At 43.2% G+C, this 19692-nt stretch carries 14 protein-coding genes and 1 other RNA gene; 10 read left to right on the top strand and 5 right to left on the bottom strand.

Annotated elements, in window-relative coordinates; all coding sequences use genetic code 11:
- Positions 1-89 precede the first annotated feature (89 nt).
- From AACT19_RS00475 to AACT19_RS00440, 8 genes are all read left to right on the top strand, one after another.
- Positions 90-236: a hypothetical protein gene (locus AACT19_RS00475; protein WP_019823990.1), complete on the top strand. Its 147-nt coding sequence runs from the start codon at positions 90-92 to the stop codon at positions 234-236.
- A 228-nt stretch (positions 237-464) separates the two neighbouring features.
- The gene (locus AACT19_RS00470; RefSeq protein ID WP_076644770.1) at positions 465-2744 is read left to right on the top strand and encodes an ankyrin repeat domain-containing protein; all 2280 of its coding nucleotides are present in this window, start codon (positions 465-467) and stop codon (positions 2742-2744) included.
- 269 nt (positions 2745-3013) lie between these two features.
- A complete protein-coding gene (hsdR, locus tag AACT19_RS00465) occupies positions 3014-6517 on the top strand; it encodes a type I restriction-modification system endonuclease (protein WP_076644769.1) in 3504 nt (1167 codons plus the stop codon).
- A gap of 181 nt (positions 6518-6698) precedes the next feature.
- Complete coding sequence (locus AACT19_RS00460) at positions 6699-8273, top strand: class I SAM-dependent DNA methyltransferase (protein ID WP_076644768.1); 1575 nt, start codon at positions 6699-6701, stop codon at positions 8271-8273.
- Positions 8273-9628: a restriction endonuclease subunit S gene (locus AACT19_RS00455; protein WP_076644767.1), complete on the top strand. Its 1356-nt coding sequence runs from the start codon at positions 8273-8275 to the stop codon at positions 9626-9628. The genes AACT19_RS00460 and AACT19_RS00455 overlap by 1 nt, the downstream gene beginning before the upstream one ends.
- Positions 9629-9679: 51 nt before the next feature.
- Positions 9680-12169: an McrB family protein gene (locus tag AACT19_RS00450; RefSeq protein WP_083717858.1), complete on the top strand. Its 2490-nt coding sequence runs from the start codon at positions 9680-9682 to the stop codon at positions 12167-12169.
- Positions 12159-13484: an McrC family protein gene (locus AACT19_RS00445; RefSeq protein WP_076644766.1), complete on the top strand. Its 1326-nt coding sequence runs from the start codon at positions 12159-12161 to the stop codon at positions 13482-13484. The genes AACT19_RS00450 and AACT19_RS00445 overlap by 11 nt, the downstream gene beginning before the upstream one ends.
- 114 nt (positions 13485-13598) lie before the next feature.
- Positions 13599-13802 carry a helix-turn-helix transcriptional regulator gene (locus tag AACT19_RS00440; RefSeq protein WP_076644765.1) on the top strand — a complete coding sequence of 68 codons (204 nt, stop codon included), beginning with the start codon at positions 13599-13601 and terminating at the stop codon, positions 13800-13802.
- Positions 13803-13841: 39 nt separating this feature from the next.
- On the opposite strand, the gene AACT19_RS00435 is transcribed toward AACT19_RS00440, so the two are convergent.
- The 3 genes from AACT19_RS00435 to smpB form a co-directional block, all read right to left on the bottom strand.
- Positions 13842-15083, bottom strand: coding sequence for an integrase domain-containing protein (locus tag AACT19_RS00435; RefSeq protein ID WP_076644764.1), 1242 nt, complete (start codon positions 15081-15083; stop codon positions 13842-13844).
- A 160-nt stretch (positions 15084-15243) separates the two neighbouring features.
- Positions 15244-15610: a transfer-messenger RNA gene (gene ssrA, locus AACT19_RS00430) on the bottom strand.
- Positions 15611-15676: 66 nt separating this feature from the next.
- Entirely contained in the window at positions 15677-16162 is a 486-nt protein-coding gene (smpB, locus tag AACT19_RS00425; RefSeq protein WP_004735156.1) for an SsrA-binding protein SmpB, read from the bottom strand.
- Positions 16163-16281: 119 nt separating this feature from the next.
- Here smpB and AACT19_RS00420 point away from each other — a divergent pair, with 119 nt between their 5' ends.
- Both AACT19_RS00420 and AACT19_RS00415 read left to right on the top strand, forming a co-directional pair.
- Positions 16282-16710: an SRPBCC family protein gene (locus AACT19_RS00420; RefSeq protein ID WP_004735157.1), complete on the top strand. Its 429-nt coding sequence runs from the start codon at positions 16282-16284 to the stop codon at positions 16708-16710.
- Positions 16711-16713: 3 nt separating this feature from the next.
- Entirely contained in the window at positions 16714-17025 is a 312-nt protein-coding gene (locus AACT19_RS00415) for an RnfH family protein (RefSeq protein ID WP_004735158.1), read from the top strand.
- Positions 17026-17241: 216 nt separating this feature from the next.
- Here the strand turns inward: AACT19_RS00415 and bamE are convergent, their stop codons facing one another.
- Complete coding sequence (bamE, locus tag AACT19_RS00410; protein WP_004735159.1) at positions 17242-17601, bottom strand: outer membrane protein assembly factor BamE; 360 nt, start codon at positions 17599-17601, stop codon at positions 17242-17244.
- A 167-nt stretch (positions 17602-17768) separates the two neighbouring features.
- Entirely contained in the window at positions 17769-19433 is a 1665-nt protein-coding gene (gene recN / locus AACT19_RS00405) for a DNA repair protein RecN (RefSeq protein WP_076644763.1), read from the bottom strand.
- Positions 19434-19692: the final 259 nt, after the last annotated feature.

The following is a 19692-nucleotide window of genomic DNA, read 5'->3' as shown; positions in this document are numbered from 1 at the left end:
GTAATAAAAAAACTCTCCAGTTGCCCCCGTGCGTTTTTAAGCAGCGATTGTTAACTTGTTTGTGTTCAAACACACAAGGAGAAATGAACATGTCTAAAGCGAAATCAACACCAATGACCCCGTCAGCCGCTGCACGCATTCAAGGCGGACAAGCGAAAGCAAATGGTGGTCAAGTAGCCAAAGGAAGTTTTGCTGCGAGAGCTCAATCAGCCGCTGCGAAAAATAGTCAATCGTAGGGAGTGCGGGGGAGATAACATTTCCCCCTCATCAATTATGAAAAGATATAGCAATAACAAGGATATACAGAAGTTGGTTTGCCATTTGGTGAAAAGTAATTGGCGGTTCCAACGCTGTAAAAAACATGGCTCTATTTTTTCGCCAGCAGGGAAGCGATTCACAGTCCCAAGTACGCCAAGTGATAGACGAGCTTTTCAAAACTTTAATAAAGATATTCAACGTTCAGTATGACTAAACAAAAAATCGAAACACCTTATTACAGCATCCAGTTTCTGCTACGCGAGTTTGCTAATGGGCTAGGAACCAAGGGTATTGATAGTAGTATCGCGAAAAAAATCGATGGTGCTTGTAAAAATAATGAAATCACACCAGCGCTTTATCATGAACTCAAACAGAAACTGATCTATGAGCCCGTAAAAGGTTTTATTAATGAATCTATGGCACAACGATTTGTTGCTGGGTTTGATCGATTCGTAGAGCAATATCGTGAGTTAATGATGGCGGCGCCATTAGATGGTGTAAAGGTTGAAGATGCTCGCGCTTTCTTGGACCGTTACTTTCTTACTTTTAATTTGTCCTTATTCTGTGACGATATTCTTGGTGATGTTCCCCTTAACTCAATAGTAGTCGCTCAAAGTGAACAGTCATTCGTTTCTATTGTGATTAATGGATTGAAACAACTACCTCAATGGCCACAGCACTATCGTTCTCTCTCTCCTGAAAGTAAGGAAAGATTACGAACTTGGGCTTTACCTGATAAAGCTGAGCTACCAAGTCTCAGCTCTATCAATCTGATTGGTCGAAAGCTTCGAACTGAGAAATCCTGGCTAGCATTCAAGGTCAATTTCTTGGTTGCACGCTTATGGGATTACTTCTTCAGAAAATTCCCGAAAATGGATGTATCGCTACTGCATACTAGTGCGCTTGAAAGCATAGAGGATAGTTATCGCAGTGCCCTGGAGGCGCTATTAGAAAAGGCGAGCCTAAAACACCAGCGTTCAGTGCCTTTGGCTTTGGAACTTTATTATCTACTTCGCTTACGTGAGCCTAAAACGGTTGATTCGGAAGAGCATTGTCGAATTTTGTTTGGAAGGCTTAAATATGAAAGCGATTTAGATAAAGATTATGAAACTTCATATTTTCGTCATTGGATGAAAGCGAGACTTGAGCTTCATTGTGGTGAGCTAGAACTTGCGATTGGCGAGTATAAAAAAGCGTTCGAGCAGGTTATTTATCGTCAAGGCGAGAATGCTGTCTGTATCATTCGGGAGGCTATTATCGCCGCATGCCGAATGCCCAAACCGGATAAACCATTTATCAACCGTTTACGTCGTATGGCTGTAATGTTAGATATCGATATGGCACCTGATGGCCCGCAAAATGAGAGTACGAGGAAAAAAGCACCGGATATCGAAGAGTGGGAGATCCTAGCCTTTGCTAATATGTTTGACTCTTACTTTACCAAAGAGTCTTTCTTCCCTGGTGCTGTATATCCTGATAACCCACCAAAAGACAGTAGTGTGTGTTTAATTGAGGGTAGTGAGTCTGATGTTGATTTGAGTAAACCGAATAAAGAAATCAACATTGGCTTAATGGGAGGGGGTAGCAAGAAAATGCCTCAACTAGTCTATTTCTCTATGATGAGTAAATCAAAGTCTGTCTCTAAGTTGCTAGAGGCTGGGGCGGATGTTGATAATCTATCTACGAATCAGGAGTCGGCTATTCTTTTTGCCGTACAAGAAATGCAAGTGACTTTATTTCCTACTGGTACTTTGCGGGACGATAACTTTTGGGAGTTAGCTAAGTATAACCATACTCCACAAACCCTAGATACCGTAACGGCGAAACGCAAGCTTACGCCGCTTGGTTGTGGTGTGCAGACAGGCCGTCTCGACGTAGTTGAAAAGCTGATTGAGATGGGAGCCAACGTTGACCAACGACATGACGTGGGGAATGAAACACCTTTGTTTACTGCTATTGCTTTGATAGCTCGCCATACACGCCCACAAGAGGTAACTAGGACCACAGAGCAAATGAAGTTCTCTGACATGAACCTAAAATCACTTCGAGCACATGGTTTTGGATGGCTTCCTCATGATTTAGGACAATTGAAAAGATCGATTGAGAAAATGTCTCAAGACGAAGATTTCCAAGAAATATCCCGTATAAATTTGCAGCTTGAAAAGGAAGCATTTTTAAAACACTCGACAGCAGAAGGTTTTCGAGATATCGCAAAGCACTTGATTAAACATGGTGCCAACCCTAATGCGAAACATAGCACGGCATTAGAAGGTTACACACCATTGATGTTAGCGGTCGAATTCGATGAAGTCGAGTTAATACAGACGATGATAGAATCTCAAGATCATAAAGTTGATCTGCAAGGTACCTGTTTTACTCGTGCGGAAAATCTGCGTGCTGGTCTATTTGACATTGCGTGCAAATGGAACTCTGAGAAAGTACTGGATTACTTATTTCCCGAATTAGAACCGAATACCTCCTTCTAACTATTCTCGAAACAAGAACCTGAACACACGGGCTCTTGTTGTTCTATTTTCTGAATTGTCTAACCGCGAGTGTGAGGTTGTTATCTTGTTACTCCTTAAAAAATTGTAAGCCCCAGAAGAGCAAACAGATTTAAAACTAGAAGTACTTTAAGTTAGACTTTTTAAGGTGTCTAACTAGTATTTCTTACCCCAAGTATAATAAAAAAGTGCAGAAATATTAAACATCTAGTGTAAACTGAGCCACAGTTTCAGTTGGCTCAGGGACACTCATGGCTTCGTCCAATTTTGATTTTTTACAAGGGGTTAATGACACCTTGTATGCGATTGCGCTTTCGGCTGAGCGCAATTTACACCAAGACCCTCACACTACCTTGTTTAAGGTTCGTTTACTCTCCGAAGAGATCGTTGGCTTTATCGCAGAGCTAGTTAAGCTCGCTCCGAATTTATCAACCTTTGACCAGCTAAAAGAGTTGGGAAATCGGGGACTCTTAGATGATGAACGATTAACAATATTTCATGCACTGAGAAAGCATGGCAACAAAGCTGCGCATGGTTATTACAATAATCCGGTTGCAGCAGGCCACGCTTTAGAAATCTCTCATAAAGCTGCGACGATTTACTATCGAGTTAAGACAGGTGAAGCTAATTTTCAGCCACCAAAGTATGTCCCGCCAGTTGAAGAGCAAACAGCTGAATTGGTCGAGCAATCCAAGAAAGAGATTGCGCGATTAAAAGAAGTTATTGAGCAGTTGGAAGCGCAGCAATCCGTTGACTTTGCTTTACCACACCGTCAATTCAAATCTCTGGTTGGATTCAAGCAGCAGCTATCCGTATTAGAAGCCAATGATTCAATGAGTGTAGAGAAAGCTAAAGCTCGCATTCGTGAATTAGAAACCCAATTACGTGAGCGCAGCCAAGAACAACCGACCAACCTCGATGAAGCTGAAGAAGCTAAAACGCTCAAGCAGCGTGTCGAGATACTTAAAAATAGCCGTTTTGACTTAACGGAAGAGCAAACTCGATTCATTATCGATCAGCAGTTACGAGATGCCGGGTGGGAAGCTGACTCAGTTGTTCTTGATTACCGTAAAGGTGTTCGTCCTGAGAAAGGACGTAATATGGCAATTGCAGAGTGGGAAATGCAGGGGCAGAAGCATCGTGCTGATTATGTCTTGTTTGTTGGCTTAATCCCTATTGCAGCCGTTGAAGCGAAAAGAAAGCGCATTAACGTTTCTGGCGCAATTGCTCAAGCAGAGCGTTATAGCAGAGAGTTTGATCCTCAAAGTATCGTTGACCTTGAAGACGAGATTAAGCCAGCTTGGATAGAGGCTGGACGCAGCGAATCGTGGCAAGGATGTGAAGGTGAAGCCAACTATAAACTACCTTTTGTCTTTGCTTGTAATGGCAAGCCTTTCTTACGTCAAATGCAAGAGCAAAGCGGAACATGGTTCCGTGATTGTCGTTTAGCTTCTAATGCAAAACGTGCCTGTCAGAGCTTTATGAGTCCCGCGGGGCTACTGGACTTACTGCATCGAGATCACCATAAAGCACAGCAAGAGATGGTTGTTGAGCCGTTTGAGTACCTTGGGCTGAGACCATATCAGAAAAAGGCTGTTATCGCGGTAGAAGAAGCACTAGCTCAAAATAAACGTGAAAGCTTATTAGCCATGGCTACAGGTACGGGTAAAACACGGACAATCATTGGTCTGCTTTACCGCTTCCTGAAAACGGAAAGATTTAAGCGTATCTTATTTCTCGTCGACCGCTCTGCTCTAGGTGATCAAGCGACTGAAGCTTTCGATGAAACACCTTTAGAGCAAAAACGTCGTTTGTCCAAAATCTATGACATAAAAGAAATGTCAGATAAGTTGCCAGAGGCCGAGACTCGCGTACATGTTGCGACCGTGCAGGCCATGGTGAAGCGTTTGTTTGAAGACAAAGACAGCGACAATGATAATGCGGTGATCCTACCCGTTGACCAATACGATTGTATTATCGTTGATGAAGCTCACCGTGGTTATACATTGGATCAAGAGTTGGGTGAAGCTGAGTTAGTAGCGCGAGACCCTAACCTTTATCGTTCTAGTTACCGTCGTGTGCTTGATTACTTTGATGCCGTAAAAATCGGTTTAACTGCCACACCAGCCGCGCATACCGCAGAGATTTTTGGTCACCCCGTTTACACTTATTCGTATCGCGAGGCGGTGGCTGAAGATTATCTTATCGATCATGAAACTCCAATCACCTATAAAACAAGGCTTAACCAAGCGGGTATAAAATTCAATCAAGGTGAGCAAGTCGACGTTGTTGATACCTTATCGGGAGAAGTGAATAGTGTAGAGCTTGAGGACGAGCTTGATTTTCATGTTGAGAATTTCAACCGCACTGTGATTAACGAGAATTTTGATCGTACGGTGTGTGAAGCTCTAGCTGAAGATATCGATCCAACCAGCCAAGAGAAAACCATGATCTTCTGTGTTACCGATCAACACGCAGATAGAGTAGAACGCTTACTGGTGGAAGCCCTCCAGAAGGTCCACGGTGATGATGTGCCAGCTCATGCCGTGCAAAAAATTACGGGTAGCACGGATAAAGTGAAGCAAGCCATTCGTAAGTTTAAAAACGAAACTTTCCCCAATGTAGCAATTACGGTCGATCTACTTACTACAGGCATTGATGTACCTAAGATTTGTAATCTTGTCTTTATGCGCAGAGTTAAGTCGCGCATTTTGTACGAACAAATGTTAGGTCGAGCTACCCGTCGTTGTGATGAAATTGGAAAAACCGTATTTAGAATCTTTGACCCGGTTGACCTGTATGCCTCGTTAGAGCAAGTGAACACCATGAAGCCAGTGGTTAAAAGACCGAATATTACAATTGAGCAATTGATTGATGAAGTGTCTGACGAGCGTAATCTTGATTTAGCTGGCAGTGAAGAAGGACGCAGCTTTGCAGAAGATGCTCTTGATGAACTAAGCCAAAAGGTCATGCGTGTTATGCGCAAGGCGCAGACGCGAGCAGAAAAAGACCCAATCCTGAAACAAGAGCTGGAAAGTATTGAACAAGAGTGGGGATGTCCTGCTGATAAAATCCACCAGCAATTGCACCAAGCTGGACCTGAGCAAGCAGCACAAATGCTAAAGCAGCACAGTAGTTTGGCTAAGCGAGTTGAGAGTGTGCGAGGGATGCTAAATGGAGGTGAGAAATACATTATTTCTGATCATGAGGATGAGTTTATCATTCGAGAGCAGAACTTTTCCGCTTACAGTAAACCAGAGGATTATCTCACCGCCTTTGAGCGCTTTATTAAAGACAATCTTAATAGTAATGCCGCTCTTAATGCCGTTGTGAGTAAGCCCAAAGAGCTAACTCGTGCTCAGTTAAAAGAGATTCGAATCTTACTGGATAACCAAGATTTTAAAGAAGCCGATTTACAAAGCGCATGGAAGAAGACAACGAATCGCGATATTGCTGCGTCGATAGTTGGTCACATACGCAGGGCGGCGCTAGGTGAAGCGCTAATGCCTTATGAGCGACGTATTGATATGGCAATGGATAGTATCTATGCCATGCACTCATGGACTAAGCCTCAGCTCAAATGGTTGGATCGCATTGCTAAGCAACTTAAGAAAGAAATTGTATTACAAACGGATGATATTAATCGAAGCTTTGCTCAAGATGGCGGCTGTATGGAGTTAGATAAGCGTTTGAATGGGCAGCTAGAGCAAGTCTTAGCAGCACTAAATGAGCACATTTGGCAGCAACAAGGTTAACAAAAACTTGCATTCCGCTCTAAGGCGGTACTGGTGGTATTGTCGTCAATCAGTAAATGAACGGTCATAAGGCCAAAGCTAATTTAAAGGCTGAGTGATACACTCAGCCTAATTATTTTTATTTGTATTTTGTCAGCTCGTTTACATAAAACAAGCTGTGCACCTGCTAGGAAAAAGCAAAATGAACAACAATGAAATCGTACAAAAACTTTGGAAACTGTGTGACGTACTACGTGATGACGGTATTACTTACACGGACTACGTCACTGAATTAGTGCTGTTGTTGTTCATAAAAATGGAAACCGAACAAGCGGAAGCCGGAATTACTCAACATGTATTGCCTGAAGGGTGTCGTTGGTCGGATATCGCAACTCAAACCGGTATTAAACAGTATGATAACTACCGTCAAATGCTGCTTGATCTGGGTAAACACCATGATCCATTGCTTGCTGCAATTTATGCAGGTGCACAAACAAGCCTTAAAGAGCCTAAGCACCTTAGTCAATTAGTGAAGCGTATTGATGAACTTGATTGGTTCTCAGCGCGTGAAGATGGTCTAGGTGATTTGTATGAAGGCTTGTTAGAGAAGAATGCTAATGAAACCAAATCGGGTGCAGGTCAATACTTTACTCCACGTCCTCTAATTGACACGATTGTTAAGTTAATGAATCCGAAAGCTGGGGAAACGATTCAAGATCCCGCAGCAGGTACGGCAGGCTTCTTAATCGCTGCTCATGAGTTTATTAAAGATAAAACCGATGACCTTTATGATTTAGGTGAAAAAGAGCAAGATTTTCAAAAGCGTAAAGCTTATAACGGCATGGAGTTGGTTCCCTCTACGCGTCGCTTAGCTTTGATGAACTGTCTATTACACGGTATTGAAGGTGAGGGCGAAGGTGCTATTCATCAAGGTAATACCCTAAGTGGCGAAGGGGCACAACTACCGAAAGTGAACCTGATTCTTTCTAACCCACCGTTTGGCACATCCAAAGGCGGTGGTGGTCCAACTCGTGATGATTTGACCTATGAAACCAGTAATAAGCAACTGGCGTTTTTGCAACACATTTATCGTCATCTAAAACCGGGTGGTCGCGCGGCTGTCGTACTCCCTGATAACGTTTTGTTTGAAGGGGGAGTTGGGCAAAAGGTTCGAGCGGACCTAATGAACAAGTGTAACCTTCACACCATCTTGCGTTTACCTACAGGGATTTTTTACGCCCAAGGGGTGAAGACCAACGTGCTTTTCTTCCAAAAAGGCACGCCAGAAAACGAAGATCAAGAAGAAAACTGCACGACCAGTACATGGGTGTACGACATGCGTACTAACATGAATACTTTTGGTAAACGACGTCCATTGACTGAAAAACACTTCGCTTCCTTTATTGAAGCTTATGGTAGCGATGCTAACGGTCAATCACCGCGTAACGAAGGTGTATGGCAACAGCTTGGTGAAGTTGAGAGTGACGCTGAAAACACAATAGAAAATGCTCGCTGGAAGAAGTTTAGCCGCGAGTACATCCGTGACACCAAAGGCGATAGCTTAGATATTTCTTGGCTGAAAGACCTAGAAGCTACCAGCGCAGAAAACCTGCCAGAGCCTAAGTTACTAGCGGGTGAAGCCATGGCAGAGCTGACCGAAGCAATGTCAGAAATTTACCAACTAATGCAATCACTTGGTGCGAATGATGAAGCTGAGGCTCAAAAACAATTACTTGAAGAAGCATTTGGCTTAGCAGAAAAGCCGGAGGCAAAGTAATGAGTGAACTGCCAAAAGGTTGGTTAAATTCAAAATTGTCTGTTGTTGGAAATACGGTGACGGGAAATACACCGCCAAGGAAGAACCCAGAGTTCTATGATGGGAATATACCATTTGTTAAACCTGGAGATATAGATTTCGATAAAGAACTAAGTCAGGCAGAGGAGACTTTATCGGACCTTGGTTGCGGTAAAGCAAGAGTTCTCAAAAAAGGGAGTGTTCTTGTAACGTGTATTGGCAACATAGGTCGCGTCGGTTTGGCGACGCAGCCAATGGCAACAAATCAACAAATTAACTCTATAGAATTTGACGATTTAATTCTGCCTAAGTATGCATTTTATTATTGTAGGACACTGTCGAGTTGGCTTAAATTTAATGCGTCGGCAACTACTGTTCCCATTATCAATAAAAGTAAGTTTTCCGAAGCCCCATTTAAAGTGGCTCCACTAGCCGAACAAAAACGCATCGTAGAAAAACTTGATGAAGTATTGGCGCAGGTCGACACCATCAAAGCACGTTTAGATGGTATCCCTGATTTGCTCAAACGCTTTCGCCAATCGGTACTGGCTTCAGCGGTTTCCGGAAAGCTGACAGAGGAGTGGCGTGGTGAGGCGTTAAATGGCTCTTGGAAAAACATTCTTCTAAAAGAAGCTGCTCATATACAGGATCCTCACCCAAGTCATAGAACGCCAAAAGTCGTCGAAGGAGGTGTACCTTACATTAGTATTGGTGATTTGTGTGAAGATGGCTCAATTGATTTTGATAATGCGAGAAAAGTTTCTTTTGAGATTTTGAAAGAACACAATGAGCGATATACCTTGAAAGAAGGCGACTTTGTTTTTGGGAAAATAGGAACGCTTGGAAAAGCGACTGTTTTACCTATGGGAATCGATTATACCCTATCGGCTAACGTAATATTGATTCAACCAGCACTAGAATTGACTGTACCTAAATATATCCAATACTTTTTATCTTCACCATTAACTATGGAAGAGATAGCGAAACAAGCAAACTCAACCTCTCAGTCTGCCTTTGGTATAAAAAAAATGCGAGCTTTCTATTGTTCTTTGCCCCCTAAAGAAGAGCAAAAAGAAATCGTCCGCTTGGTCGACCAATATTTCGTGTTTGCTAACACTATCGAAGCGCAGGTAAAAAAAGCCCAAGTCAGAGTTGATAACCTTACACAAAGTATTCTAGCCAAAGCCTTCCGAGGTGAGTTAGTGCTGCAAGATCCAAACGATGAGTCCGCCGACAAGCTGCTAGAGCGTATCGCTAAGGCCCGCGAGGAAGCTGAAGCGTTAGCCAAAGCAGCTAAGAAAGCGGAAGCTGCCAAAAAACGCGCAGCGAAAGCATAATTGATAATTATATAAGCACGCCATTGAGCGTGCTTTTTTGTGGGTATGAAAATGTCAGAGTATTTATTAACGTGGAACCCAAAGCATTTCATTACAGGTGGTGATGGAAACGAAAGCGGTAAGTTGGATTACGAAGTCGGAGATGAAGTCCGTTGGTCTTGTCACAGTAAGAAGCCCAAGATAGGTGATGTAGTTTACTTAATCCGCTTAGGTGCTGAGCCTAGAGGAATTATCGCAAGAGGTAAGGTGACAAAAGAAAGCTACTTGGATTCAGGTTGGAAAAATCCAGAAAAGCAGACAGCCTATATTCGATTTGAACTAGAAGACATTCGCCACTCTTGCGAAGAGGGTTTATTGCCTATGTTACTTCTTAACTCAGCGATGCCAGACCAACAGTGGAGCCCACAAACATCAGGTATTCTGGTTAAAAATGAATATGAAGAGGTATTGGTGGAGTTATGGGATTCTGGCAAGAACAACCATTCATTAACGCAATTGCTATCTTGGGATAAACAAAGTCATTTTAACCCCAATGGTTGGTATAAAGACTATCAAGATACCTGTCAGTTGGCTAAGCAGATAAAAGAAGGAAAAACGGTATCAGAGGAGGATGTACATAAGCTCTGGTATGAGAAATCCAACGGTATTGCCAGTGTTGGGCAGGGCTTTATGTACAAACGAGAGCTAAGCAATAACGTTAGCTATTTGCAAAAGCTGACGGAAAAAATTATTAAGTCCCCCGCGAAAGAGACTTATGAAAGTACTCTAAAAAATTGGCGTACGGACGGTGAGTTTGATCGTGTACTGTGGACTGTCATTCATAGGTTATTTGGTGCTGCATCTCCAGAGCAGTATACCAGTATCGCTGGCAGAGATTATTTAAGCACCGTTATCGACTGTCTTAAAAAACAGTTTCAATTATCTATTAAACCAACAGGTAACTGGATCATTGATAATCAAAAGCTAGTTGAGGTAGTGAACACCTTGATTCCAGATGACTGGGATGTACATACGAGAAATATTCATCTGTGGAACTTATACGAATGGGCAACTAAACGACACAAGAAAATTGAAGACATGGACCAGATACAAGAAGATGGAGAGGAGTACAGCGTGGAAAAGGAGATAACCTCAAGCTCTCAAAATGTGATTCTTTTTGGGCCTCCGGGTACGGGTAAAACTTACAAACTACAGCAACTGCAAGCCAAGTATAAAAGTCAGACAGAAGGTGTTGATGCATATCTTTGGCTACAAGAAAAAATAGCGCCACTGAATTGGATGCAAGTGTTAGTGCTGTCACTTCTTAGTTTAGATAAAAAGGCGAAAGTGTCTGATATCGTTGCCAGTAAATACTTCCAGACTAAAGCAAAGGTGAATAATCGAGACGGGAATTTAAGCCAGACTGCATGGAGTTACTTACAGAAGTTCACTGTACCGAACTCGACAACCGTTAATTACAAAGGCCGTGGTGAACCTGCGGTGTTTGATAAAACAAGTGATTCGGTTTGGCACCTTCTCGATGACAAATTGGAGCTGGTGGATGAACTACTGGTTCTACATAAAGAGTTAGAGCAAGGACCACCACCCGGAACGGTTGTGAAACGCTTTTCCTCCACCACGTTCCATCAGTCCTACGGTTACGAAGAGTTCATTGAAGGGCTTAGAGCCTCCACGGATGGTGAGGGAAACGTACATTATTCTGTTGAGCCCGGAGAGTTTCTAAAGCTATGCCGTAGAGCAGAGCAAGATCCAGACTCTCAATACGCCATGTTTATTGATGAAATTAACCGTGGCAACATCTCGAAGATCTTCGGTGAGTTGATCTCGCTAGTAGAGACCGACAAACGTAAGGATGGTGCTCACCCTATGTCTGTCAATCTTGCCTATAGCGGTAGACCATTTAGCGTGCCTTCGAATGTCGATATCATCGGCACAATGAATACAGCTGACCGCTCTATCGCCTTGATGGATACAGCGTTACGCAGACGTTTCGAGTTCATCGAAATGATGCCAGATATCCGCTTGTTTGAGTCCGATGGTTTAATCGATATTGGCAATAATCAACATATTGATCTCGCTGAGTTATTGAAGTCGCTGAATGACCGTATCGAAGCCTTATACGACAGGGAACATACGCTAGGGCATGCCTTCTTCTTTCCTGCCTATAATGCTGCCAAAGCTGGGAATCATGATGAGGCGCTATCAAACCTCGCCAAGGCTTTTATCGGTAAAATCGTTCCTTTGCTTCAAGAGTATTTTCATGATGACTGGAGCAAGATCCGTCTCGTGCTAGGGGATAGTCAAAAGCTCGGTAGTGATCGAAAAGAACTGCAAGCTCTGCAATTTGTGCGCCGAGAAAAGGTTGAGTACCAACGGCTGTTCGGCAATCAGTATGAACCCGATGGCTACGTATCAGACGAGTATCGTTATACTTTAGCCGATCAAAACGATGATATCTGGACCAATGGTGAGTGCTATCTTGCTGTCTACAAGCCACAGTTGAGTGAGGAGCTTGCCGCACAGGTGATGGATGAGAACTAACAAAGAGATCTCCCTGTTTGAGTTTTCTTATCTGGTCAGTGAGTCTAGTGATGTATGTAGAGAAGTGAATCATGTAGAGCCTATAGCGCCCTCAGCCTTCGTTTTTCTAAAGCAGATAGCACTAGGTTCGAAAGAAGACAATAAGCTGTTCCGGCTTTGTAAAAAATCAGGGAGTGAAGCACTACAGGTGCGTAATCATGCGGGAGTGATCTTTACTCCCGATGGTACTCATATCGAAGTGTTGCCTAAAATTGGTCGAACGTCGTCTAATCCGACACTCGCTCGAAAATCATTATTGGTCATGCTTCGCGCTCTTAAAGGTTTTTCACATGTTCAAACGTCTAGTGCGTTAATTCATGAAGAGAAAATGCCTCTGCTTGAGGTGTTTATTGGTCAGTTTATTAATTCAGTCCTTAACCTTGTTAAGAAGGGCTTGAAAAGTGATTATGTGCAGACTGTAGACAACCTTGCCTATCAGAAAGGTAAGCTCGTTGCCGCAGGTCAATTGCGCAACAACCTGGTCACTAAACACAAGTTCTATTGCGAATATCAAGAGTATTTGGTGGATCGACCTGCTAATAGGCTGCTCCATTCTGCATTGAATATTGTTGCCAAACTTTCCCGTATCCCTAAGCACAAGAAGCAATTACAGGAACTCTTTTTTATCTTCGAAGAGGTTCCTTTAAGCCGTGACTATAAAAGCGATCTATCGAGATTAAGGTTAGATAGGGGAATGAGTTACTACCACGCCCCTATTGCTTGGGCTACGTTAATACTCAACGGCTTTTCACCTCAGACAATGAAAGGAAGTAACCGAGCTATCTCTCTTCTGTTTCCAATGGAACGAGTATTCGAAGACTATGTAGCCAAGGTTTTACGTCAGCAGGTGCCTGATGATTTTATTGTGAAAAGTCAGGTTAAACGTAAAAGCTTGGTGGAGCATAAACAAGCGAGTTGGTTTAAGTTACAGCCCGACTTGTTGCTTGAAAAGGGTGGATGTGTTGTGAGTGTTTTGGATACTAAGTGGAAGCTAGTGGACCAGACAAAAGACAACGGTTCCGATAAGTACGGTCTATCGCAAAGCGATTTTTATCAGATGTTTGCCTATGGACAACACTATTTCGATGATAATTCAGATGAAAGGGAGATGTTTCTGATCTATCCCGCACACGATGGTTTTGAGACAGCCATAGGGCAGAGTTTCGACTTCAATACCAGTGGTGATAACAAGTTGAAGTTGTGGATTGTACCGTTTGTAATCGAGGAGGGATCCACTGCTGGAGTGGTCTGGCCTAAAGAATGTCGATTAATATAAGAGCAGCGAGTGCCCTTAGTCGATATTAGTATACGGCTTTAGGTTGGTGGGATCTCAGCAAAAAGTTTATAGACATATATTACCTAATGACATTAACAGACATAGGGTGAATATATGCAAGAACTACCAACGCGACTAATCAGGTTAAAAGAGGTCATAGCTATGACTGGACTTTCGAGAGCGAGTGTTTATAAATTTGTGAGAGAGAATAAATTTCCTGCACAAATATCATTGGGCTATCGCTGTGTAGCATGGGTTGAAAGTGAAGTTCAGCAATGGATTGATCAGCGAGTTCAAGAAAGCCGACGTGAAGTGTGAATATTTGAGCTAACCTTGGTGGTTAGCTTTTTTTATTTTTTACCCGACAGCGCGAAGTGTACGAGTACCTGTAACTGAAAGGTCACCTTGAGATGCTTTCGAGATGTGATTGCTCCACCAAGCCATGAGTTTTTTACGTCGGTCTAAGTAGTCAGCTCTGTTGTACGCTTTACGCACTTCATTTGAATCAATATGAGAGAGTGCAGCCTCGATAACATCTGAATCAAACCCTTGCTCATTGAGCGTCGTACTTGCTAAAGCTCTGAGTCCATGGGCAACTAGCTTCCCTTTGTAGTTCATACGCTTCAATGCCATATTCGCCGTTTGAGGGTTGATATGAGTTTTTGGGTTTCTGTCTGAAGGAAAGATAAACTCACGATGACCACTGATTGGTTTCATTACATCCAATAATCCCAAGGTTTGCTCTGTGAGCGGTATCACGTGTTCTTTGCGCATTTTCATACGCTCGACAGGTATCACCCAATATTTATTATCAAAATCAATTTCATCCCACTTAGCTCCAGCAGCTTCATTTGGGCGCGACATAGTATGAAGTTGCCATTCAATAAGACATCGAGTCGTGAGTTTTATGTTGGCTTTGTTAATGGCGAGCATTAAACCAGGTAACTCTTTCGGTGTTATTGTCGGCATGTGTTTTTTCTTCGGTGTTTCAAACGCCGCCTTTATACCGGTTAGGCGGTTTGCATCCACCAGTCCTGTATTCAATGCAAAGGTCATAACCTCATTGAGACGTTGAGAAAGCCGCTTGATGGTCTCTAAGTTACCTTTGTGGGCTAGAGGCTTCATTGTATCTATAGCGTGCTGAGGGCGTAGCTCTGATATTGGATACGGTCCAAGAGCGGGGAAGATATGAAGCTTAAGAGAGCTCCAAATATCATCTGCATAGTTTGGTGTTACTTTTTTTCTTTTTATTTCGAACCAATCTTTAGCGACAACTTCGAGTGTTGCACTACGGTGGCCTTGTTGCTCTAAAGCGATTTGTTCTCGGTGTTCTTTTGGATCGATATTATCCGATAGTAGCTTCCGTGATTGTGACCTAAGTTCACGAGCTTCAGCTAGAGAGACTTCAGGGTAGCTACCAAAGCTAAGGGTGGTGCGCTTTTTAGTGTATGGTCGATAGTAATCAAACAGCCATAGCTTTGATGAATTAGGCTTTATACGGAGTACAAGTCCTTGACCATCTCGCAGGTCATAAACCTTCTCTTTTGGCTTCGCTTGTTTAATTTCCGTATTAGTTAGAGGTTTCGTTGTTCTCGCCATAGCAGTACCAAAGTTAGCATTATCGAATCGGTACTGCTAAGCGTACTGCTAAAAAAATGAGCTGTCCAGAACGAGATAGGACTAGTGTGCACGCTAAGTTATTGATTTACTTTTCTTCGGGTATAAAAAAAGACGCCCTAGGACGTCTTTTTCTATGAATTGGTGGAGCTGGCGGGAGTTGAACCCGCGTCCAAAAATCATTCATCATTGGTACTACATGCTTAGTCGATCTTTAATTTCACCAGCAACCTGCGAACCGACACGCTAGTTAAAGGCTAACCTGAATTGTTATTCGCGCTTTTCCTCTCAGGTGGGAGAATCCGCGCTAGCTAGTTTGGGTTTGATCTCTTATTGGTCCCCGTCTTACGAGCGGAAGCTAGGGTAAGAGAGCTCTGAGCAGGTTATTAAGCTGCTAGTGCGTAGTTTTCGTCGTTTGCGACTATTTTTTTGCGGCTTTTAACGTGGCCAACCGCCCCACGGCATGCACCTCAGACTTCAAAATTCCTGTCGAATCCTAAATCAGCCCCAAGTGTTATTTGCATAGTACCAGAAAAGCATTGCCTGTCTAGCACTGTGCGTTTAAGTGCTTAAAATTAACGCAAATTACTCTTCATAATTCGTGCTTTATCTCTCGCCCAATCTTTTTCTTTCATATCAGTACGTTTATCGTGCAGCTTTTTACCTTTCGCGACACCAACTTTAATCTTCGCCCAAGAGCGAGACCAGTAAAGTGCGGTTGCGACAAGTGTCATGCCTTCACGGTTAATACGACCGATAAGGTTGTCGAGCTCTTTTCTCGACATAAGTAGTTTACGGATACGTGTTGGGTTCGCCACGATATGAGTACTCGCCTGAGTGAGCGGAGTGATCGTCATACCACTGATGAATGCTTCGCCGTCTCGGATGTAGACGTAGCTTTCTGCGATATTGGTTTTGCCTTCACGTAGGGATTTTACTTCCCAGCCTTGTAGCTCAAGCCCCGCTTCTATCTCATCATCGATGAAATATTCGTGGCGAGCTTTCTTATTAAGCGCAATGGTATTACTACCGGCTTTTGATTTTGATTTATTCTTTGCCATAATGGCCTCATTATACGGATTGCACCCTAGTTGGGGAATCCTTTTTATTTGCGCTCTGGCCCAATACAATTAAAATTGCAGTTTGTGTTAATGTAACGCTGTCTTTAACAGGAGTCTATATGCCAAAGGTTACTCGTTCAGCATTAGTGTCGTTTAGTGCCGACCAGATGTTCAGCTTGGTCAATGATGTTGCTCGTTATCACGAGTTTTTGCCAGGGTGTTCTGGTTCACGTGTGATCGAATCTTCAGATTCAACTATGGTGGCTTCGGTTGATGTCTCTAAAGCTGGTATCAGCAAAACATTTACCACATCGAACCGCTTAGCGGATGGCGCTGAGATCTTGATGGAGCTGGTGGATGGCCCGTTCAAAAAATTGCAGGGTGGTTGGTATTTTACTCCGCTCGATGAGCAAGCGTGTAAGGTTGAGCTTAAGTTGGAGTTTGAATTTTCTAGCCGAATGATTGAAATGGCATTTGGTAAGGTTTTCAATGAGCTGACGAGCAATATGGTCAGTGCTTTTACTCAACGCGCGAAACAGGTTTATTAAGCCATGACTATTGAATCGGATATGATCCACGTAGAGGTTGTGTTTGCGCTTCCGCACGAGCAGCGTGTGTTTACCTTGGTGGTGAACAAGAACGCGACTGTGGAAGAGATTATTGCGCAGTCTGGTGTTTTGGAACTGTATCCAGAAATCGACTTAGCGAAAAACAAGGTTGGCGTATTCAGCCGCAACGTTAAGCTAGATGCGACGGTTCGTGATAAAGACCGTATCGAAATCTACCGAGCACTGTTAGCGGATCCAAAAGAGATTCGCCGTAAGCGTGCTGAACAAGCAAAAGCGGCCGCTGCTAAATCGTAATGCCAAACAAGTTTGACTAAGAAGAGAGCTCGCTATGTTGGCGAGCTTTTTTGTGCTTGCTGGTTAGACAACGCAGCTAATTTGTTAGCAGATATTAAAAAGCCTGCTCATGTGAGCAGGCTTTTGCGATTCTTGCTTTGTCGACTGATAGTTTTGTCGACTGATAGCTTTATCGGCTAAGAGCTTTGTCGACTGGAAAGCTTTGTTAGTTGAAAGCTAGCGAAGGCTTTCGAAGAACTCATCACTGGCTTCAAAATCACCGTTGATCGTTACTAGAGTGCCTGTGGCATCAAAGTTAACGACTAGGTTTTTCTGAATAGGGTCTTCATGGCCTTTTTGGTGGTGGTAAATGTAGTACCACGTATCTGGGTAGCCGTTTTCGATAAGCATTGGTGAGCCCATAACGTAACGAACTTGTGTTTTTGTCATGCCAAACTTGAGCTGATCGACAGCTTCTTGTTCAACATAGTTACCCTGATTGATGTCAATTCGATAAACCAACTTCTCTAGTAGGGAGCAACCGGTCAACATTGTTAGTGCAAGTGGAACTGCAACTAACCACTTTTTAATTCGCATAGTTTGAGATCTTTCTTCGCTAAAATACTGCCTGATAATAAACAAGCTCCAGCAAGAAGTAAAAAGCTCCTTGCGCTTTGAGCTTGTTATGACTGGCAATTTTGAATTAAGTTGCAAAATTGCCAAGAATTTTCGGTAAATTATCAGAAAGTTGCCGAATATGTAACCTAAGCTGCGATTAATAACTCTTTTGCATTGGCAAGTGTCGATTCGGTAATTTGGCTGCCACCAAGCAGTCGAGCAAGCTCTGAAACGCGTTGTTGTTCATCAAGCGTGTGCATTTGAGTCTCGGTTTTACCTGATTTCGTGTTCTTCGCAACAAACAGTTGTTGGTGACCGCAACCGGCAACTTGAGGTAAGTGAGTCACACACATCACCTGCGTAGATTCGCCTAGCTTACGTAGCATTTTTCCGACAACCGCAGCCGTTGGTCCACTGATACCCACATCGACTTCATCGAAAATAAGACTTGGTGTATCCACTTTTTGAGCTGTTATCACCTGAATCGCCAGTGAGATTCGTGATAACTCACCACCAGAAGCTACTTTGGCAATTGGCTGCATTGGTTGGCCTGGGTTGGTCGAAACAATGAAGGTCACGTTATCCATACCCAATGGGGAAGGGTGCGTGTTTGTGTTGTTCACTTCAATGGCAAACTGCGCTTTTTCCATGCTCAGTTCGTGCATGCTTTGCGTGATCAGTTTGTTGAGCTCTTTTGCATAACGAGTTCGAGATTTATGAAGCTTCTCTGATTTGGCAACGAACGACTGGTATTGGTTCTCGACATCATTGGCCAATTCATCGAGTTTTTCATCCGAGCAATCAAGTGCTTCAACCTGTTGTAATAAGTCTTGATGGTGCTTGTAAAGCTCTTCTGGTAACACGTGGTGCTTACGAGACATCGACATCACTTTAGAGAAACGCTCTTCAACGTAAGCCATACGACCCGGATCGACATCAATGCTGTCTAGGTAGGTTCTTAATTCGTTATTGGTCTCTTCAATCTGAATAATGGCTTCAGACAATAAGCTCGGCAATTCAGCCAATCTTTCATCAAGCTCAGCTAACTGAATCAGGGAGTTATTGGCCGATTGCAGAATACCAAGCGCATTAACTTCTTCGCCTTCATAAATAAGCTCGATAGCTTGCTGACAGGTTGTGGCCAATTCTCCGCTATTGGAGAGGCGCTTATGCTCTTGTTCGAGGTCTTCATATTCTTCCTCCCCAATAGACAGCTCATTTAACTCTTTGATTTGGTATTCAAGAAGTTGTTTTTGAGCTTGGTTTTGCTGGCTATTTTCACGTAACTCTTTTAAGTGGTTATCGGCTTGTCGCCAGGCTTGGTAGGCGTTACGTGTCGATTTCAACAGGTTCAAGTGGCCTGCGTATTGATCAAGCATCGCCATTTGGTAATCGCTTTTCATCAACTGGTGATGCGCGTGTTGACCATGGATGTTGATCAGCAGTTGTCCAAGTGATTTCAATTGCGAAAGAGGGACAGGGCTACCGTTGATGAATGCACGAGAACGACCTTCTTTTGAGATGGTTCTGCGCAGGATGCACTCACTGCCATCAAGCAATTCGTTGTCTTCTAACCAGCGAGTAGCGTGCAGATTGTTCTCAAGTAAAAAAGCGGCACTGACTTCGGTTTTTTCTTCACCTTGTCGAACCATTCCTGCATCGGATCTTCCTCCAAGACATAAGCCTAAAGCGTCGATAGCGATAGATTTACCCGCACCAGTTTCTCCGGTGATTGTTGTCATGCCTTTAGAGAGTTCTAGCTGTAAAGACTTAACAATAGCGAAATTATTAACACTTAGATGAGCCAGCATTTTTATTTACCTGTATAACTGAATAATACTGTATATAAGATCAGTATATACTGTTTCTTTATACAGTAAAGTCGACAGGTGAAAATTTTTTGTGACCGAACTCAGAATTGAGTGCGTCCGTAGATCACTGATACCGCTATAGATTCCCAACTCAGTCGTTCCTCCTTCTCGGGACTGCCGGTATAAGGAATTGAAGAGAAGCGTGAGCCGACGGGCTTTTTACTGGCAATAAAAAAGGCTGACGAATGTCGTCAGCCTT

Origin of the sequence: Vibrio sp. 10N.222.47.A9 (assembly GCF_963872585.1) — a bacterium.
GTDB lineage: Bacteria > Pseudomonadota > Gammaproteobacteria > Enterobacterales > Vibrionaceae > Vibrio > Vibrio splendidus.
This window is presented reverse-complemented; position numbering and strand designations above follow the sequence as displayed.

Excerpts from the sequence above, each read along its gene's own strand:
- AACT19_RS00470 (WP_076644770.1), top strand. The coding sequence starts at position 465 with ATGACTAAACAAAAAATCGAAACACCTTATTACAGCATCCAGTTTCTG.
- AACT19_RS00475 (WP_019823990.1), top strand. The coding sequence starts at position 90 with ATGTCTAAAGCGAAATCAACACCAATGACCCCGTCAGCCGCTGCACGC.
- hsdR (WP_076644769.1), top strand. The coding sequence starts at position 3,014 with ATGGCTTCGTCCAATTTTGATTTTTTACAAGGGGTTAATGACACCTTG.
- AACT19_RS00435 (WP_076644764.1), bottom strand. The coding sequence starts at position 15,083 with ATGGCGAGAACAACGAAACCTCTAACTAATACGGAAATTAAACAAGCG.
- AACT19_RS00460 (WP_076644768.1), top strand. The coding sequence starts at position 6,699 with ATGAACAACAATGAAATCGTACAAAAACTTTGGAAACTGTGTGACGTA.
- recN (WP_076644763.1), bottom strand. The coding sequence starts at position 19,433 with ATGCTGGCTCATCTAAGTGTTAATAATTTCGCTATTGTTAAGTCTTTA.
- AACT19_RS00415 (WP_004735158.1), top strand. The coding sequence starts at position 16,714 with ATGACTATTGAATCGGATATGATCCACGTAGAGGTTGTGTTTGCGCTT.
- AACT19_RS00455 (WP_076644767.1), top strand. The coding sequence starts at position 8,273 with ATGAGTGAACTGCCAAAAGGTTGGTTAAATTCAAAATTGTCTGTTGTT.
- smpB (WP_004735156.1), bottom strand. The coding sequence starts at position 16,162 with ATGGCAAAGAATAAATCAAAATCAAAAGCCGGTAGTAATACCATTGCG.
- bamE (WP_004735159.1), bottom strand. The coding sequence starts at position 17,601 with ATGCGAATTAAAAAGTGGTTAGTTGCAGTTCCACTTGCACTAACAATG.
- AACT19_RS00450 (WP_083717858.1), top strand. The coding sequence starts at position 9,680 with ATGTCAGAGTATTTATTAACGTGGAACCCAAAGCATTTCATTACAGGT.
- AACT19_RS00440 (WP_076644765.1), top strand. The coding sequence starts at position 13,599 with ATGCAAGAACTACCAACGCGACTAATCAGGTTAAAAGAGGTCATAGCT.
- AACT19_RS00420 (WP_004735157.1), top strand. The coding sequence starts at position 16,282 with ATGCCAAAGGTTACTCGTTCAGCATTAGTGTCGTTTAGTGCCGACCAG.
- AACT19_RS00445 (WP_076644766.1), top strand. The coding sequence starts at position 12,159 with ATGAGAACTAACAAAGAGATCTCCCTGTTTGAGTTTTCTTATCTGGTC.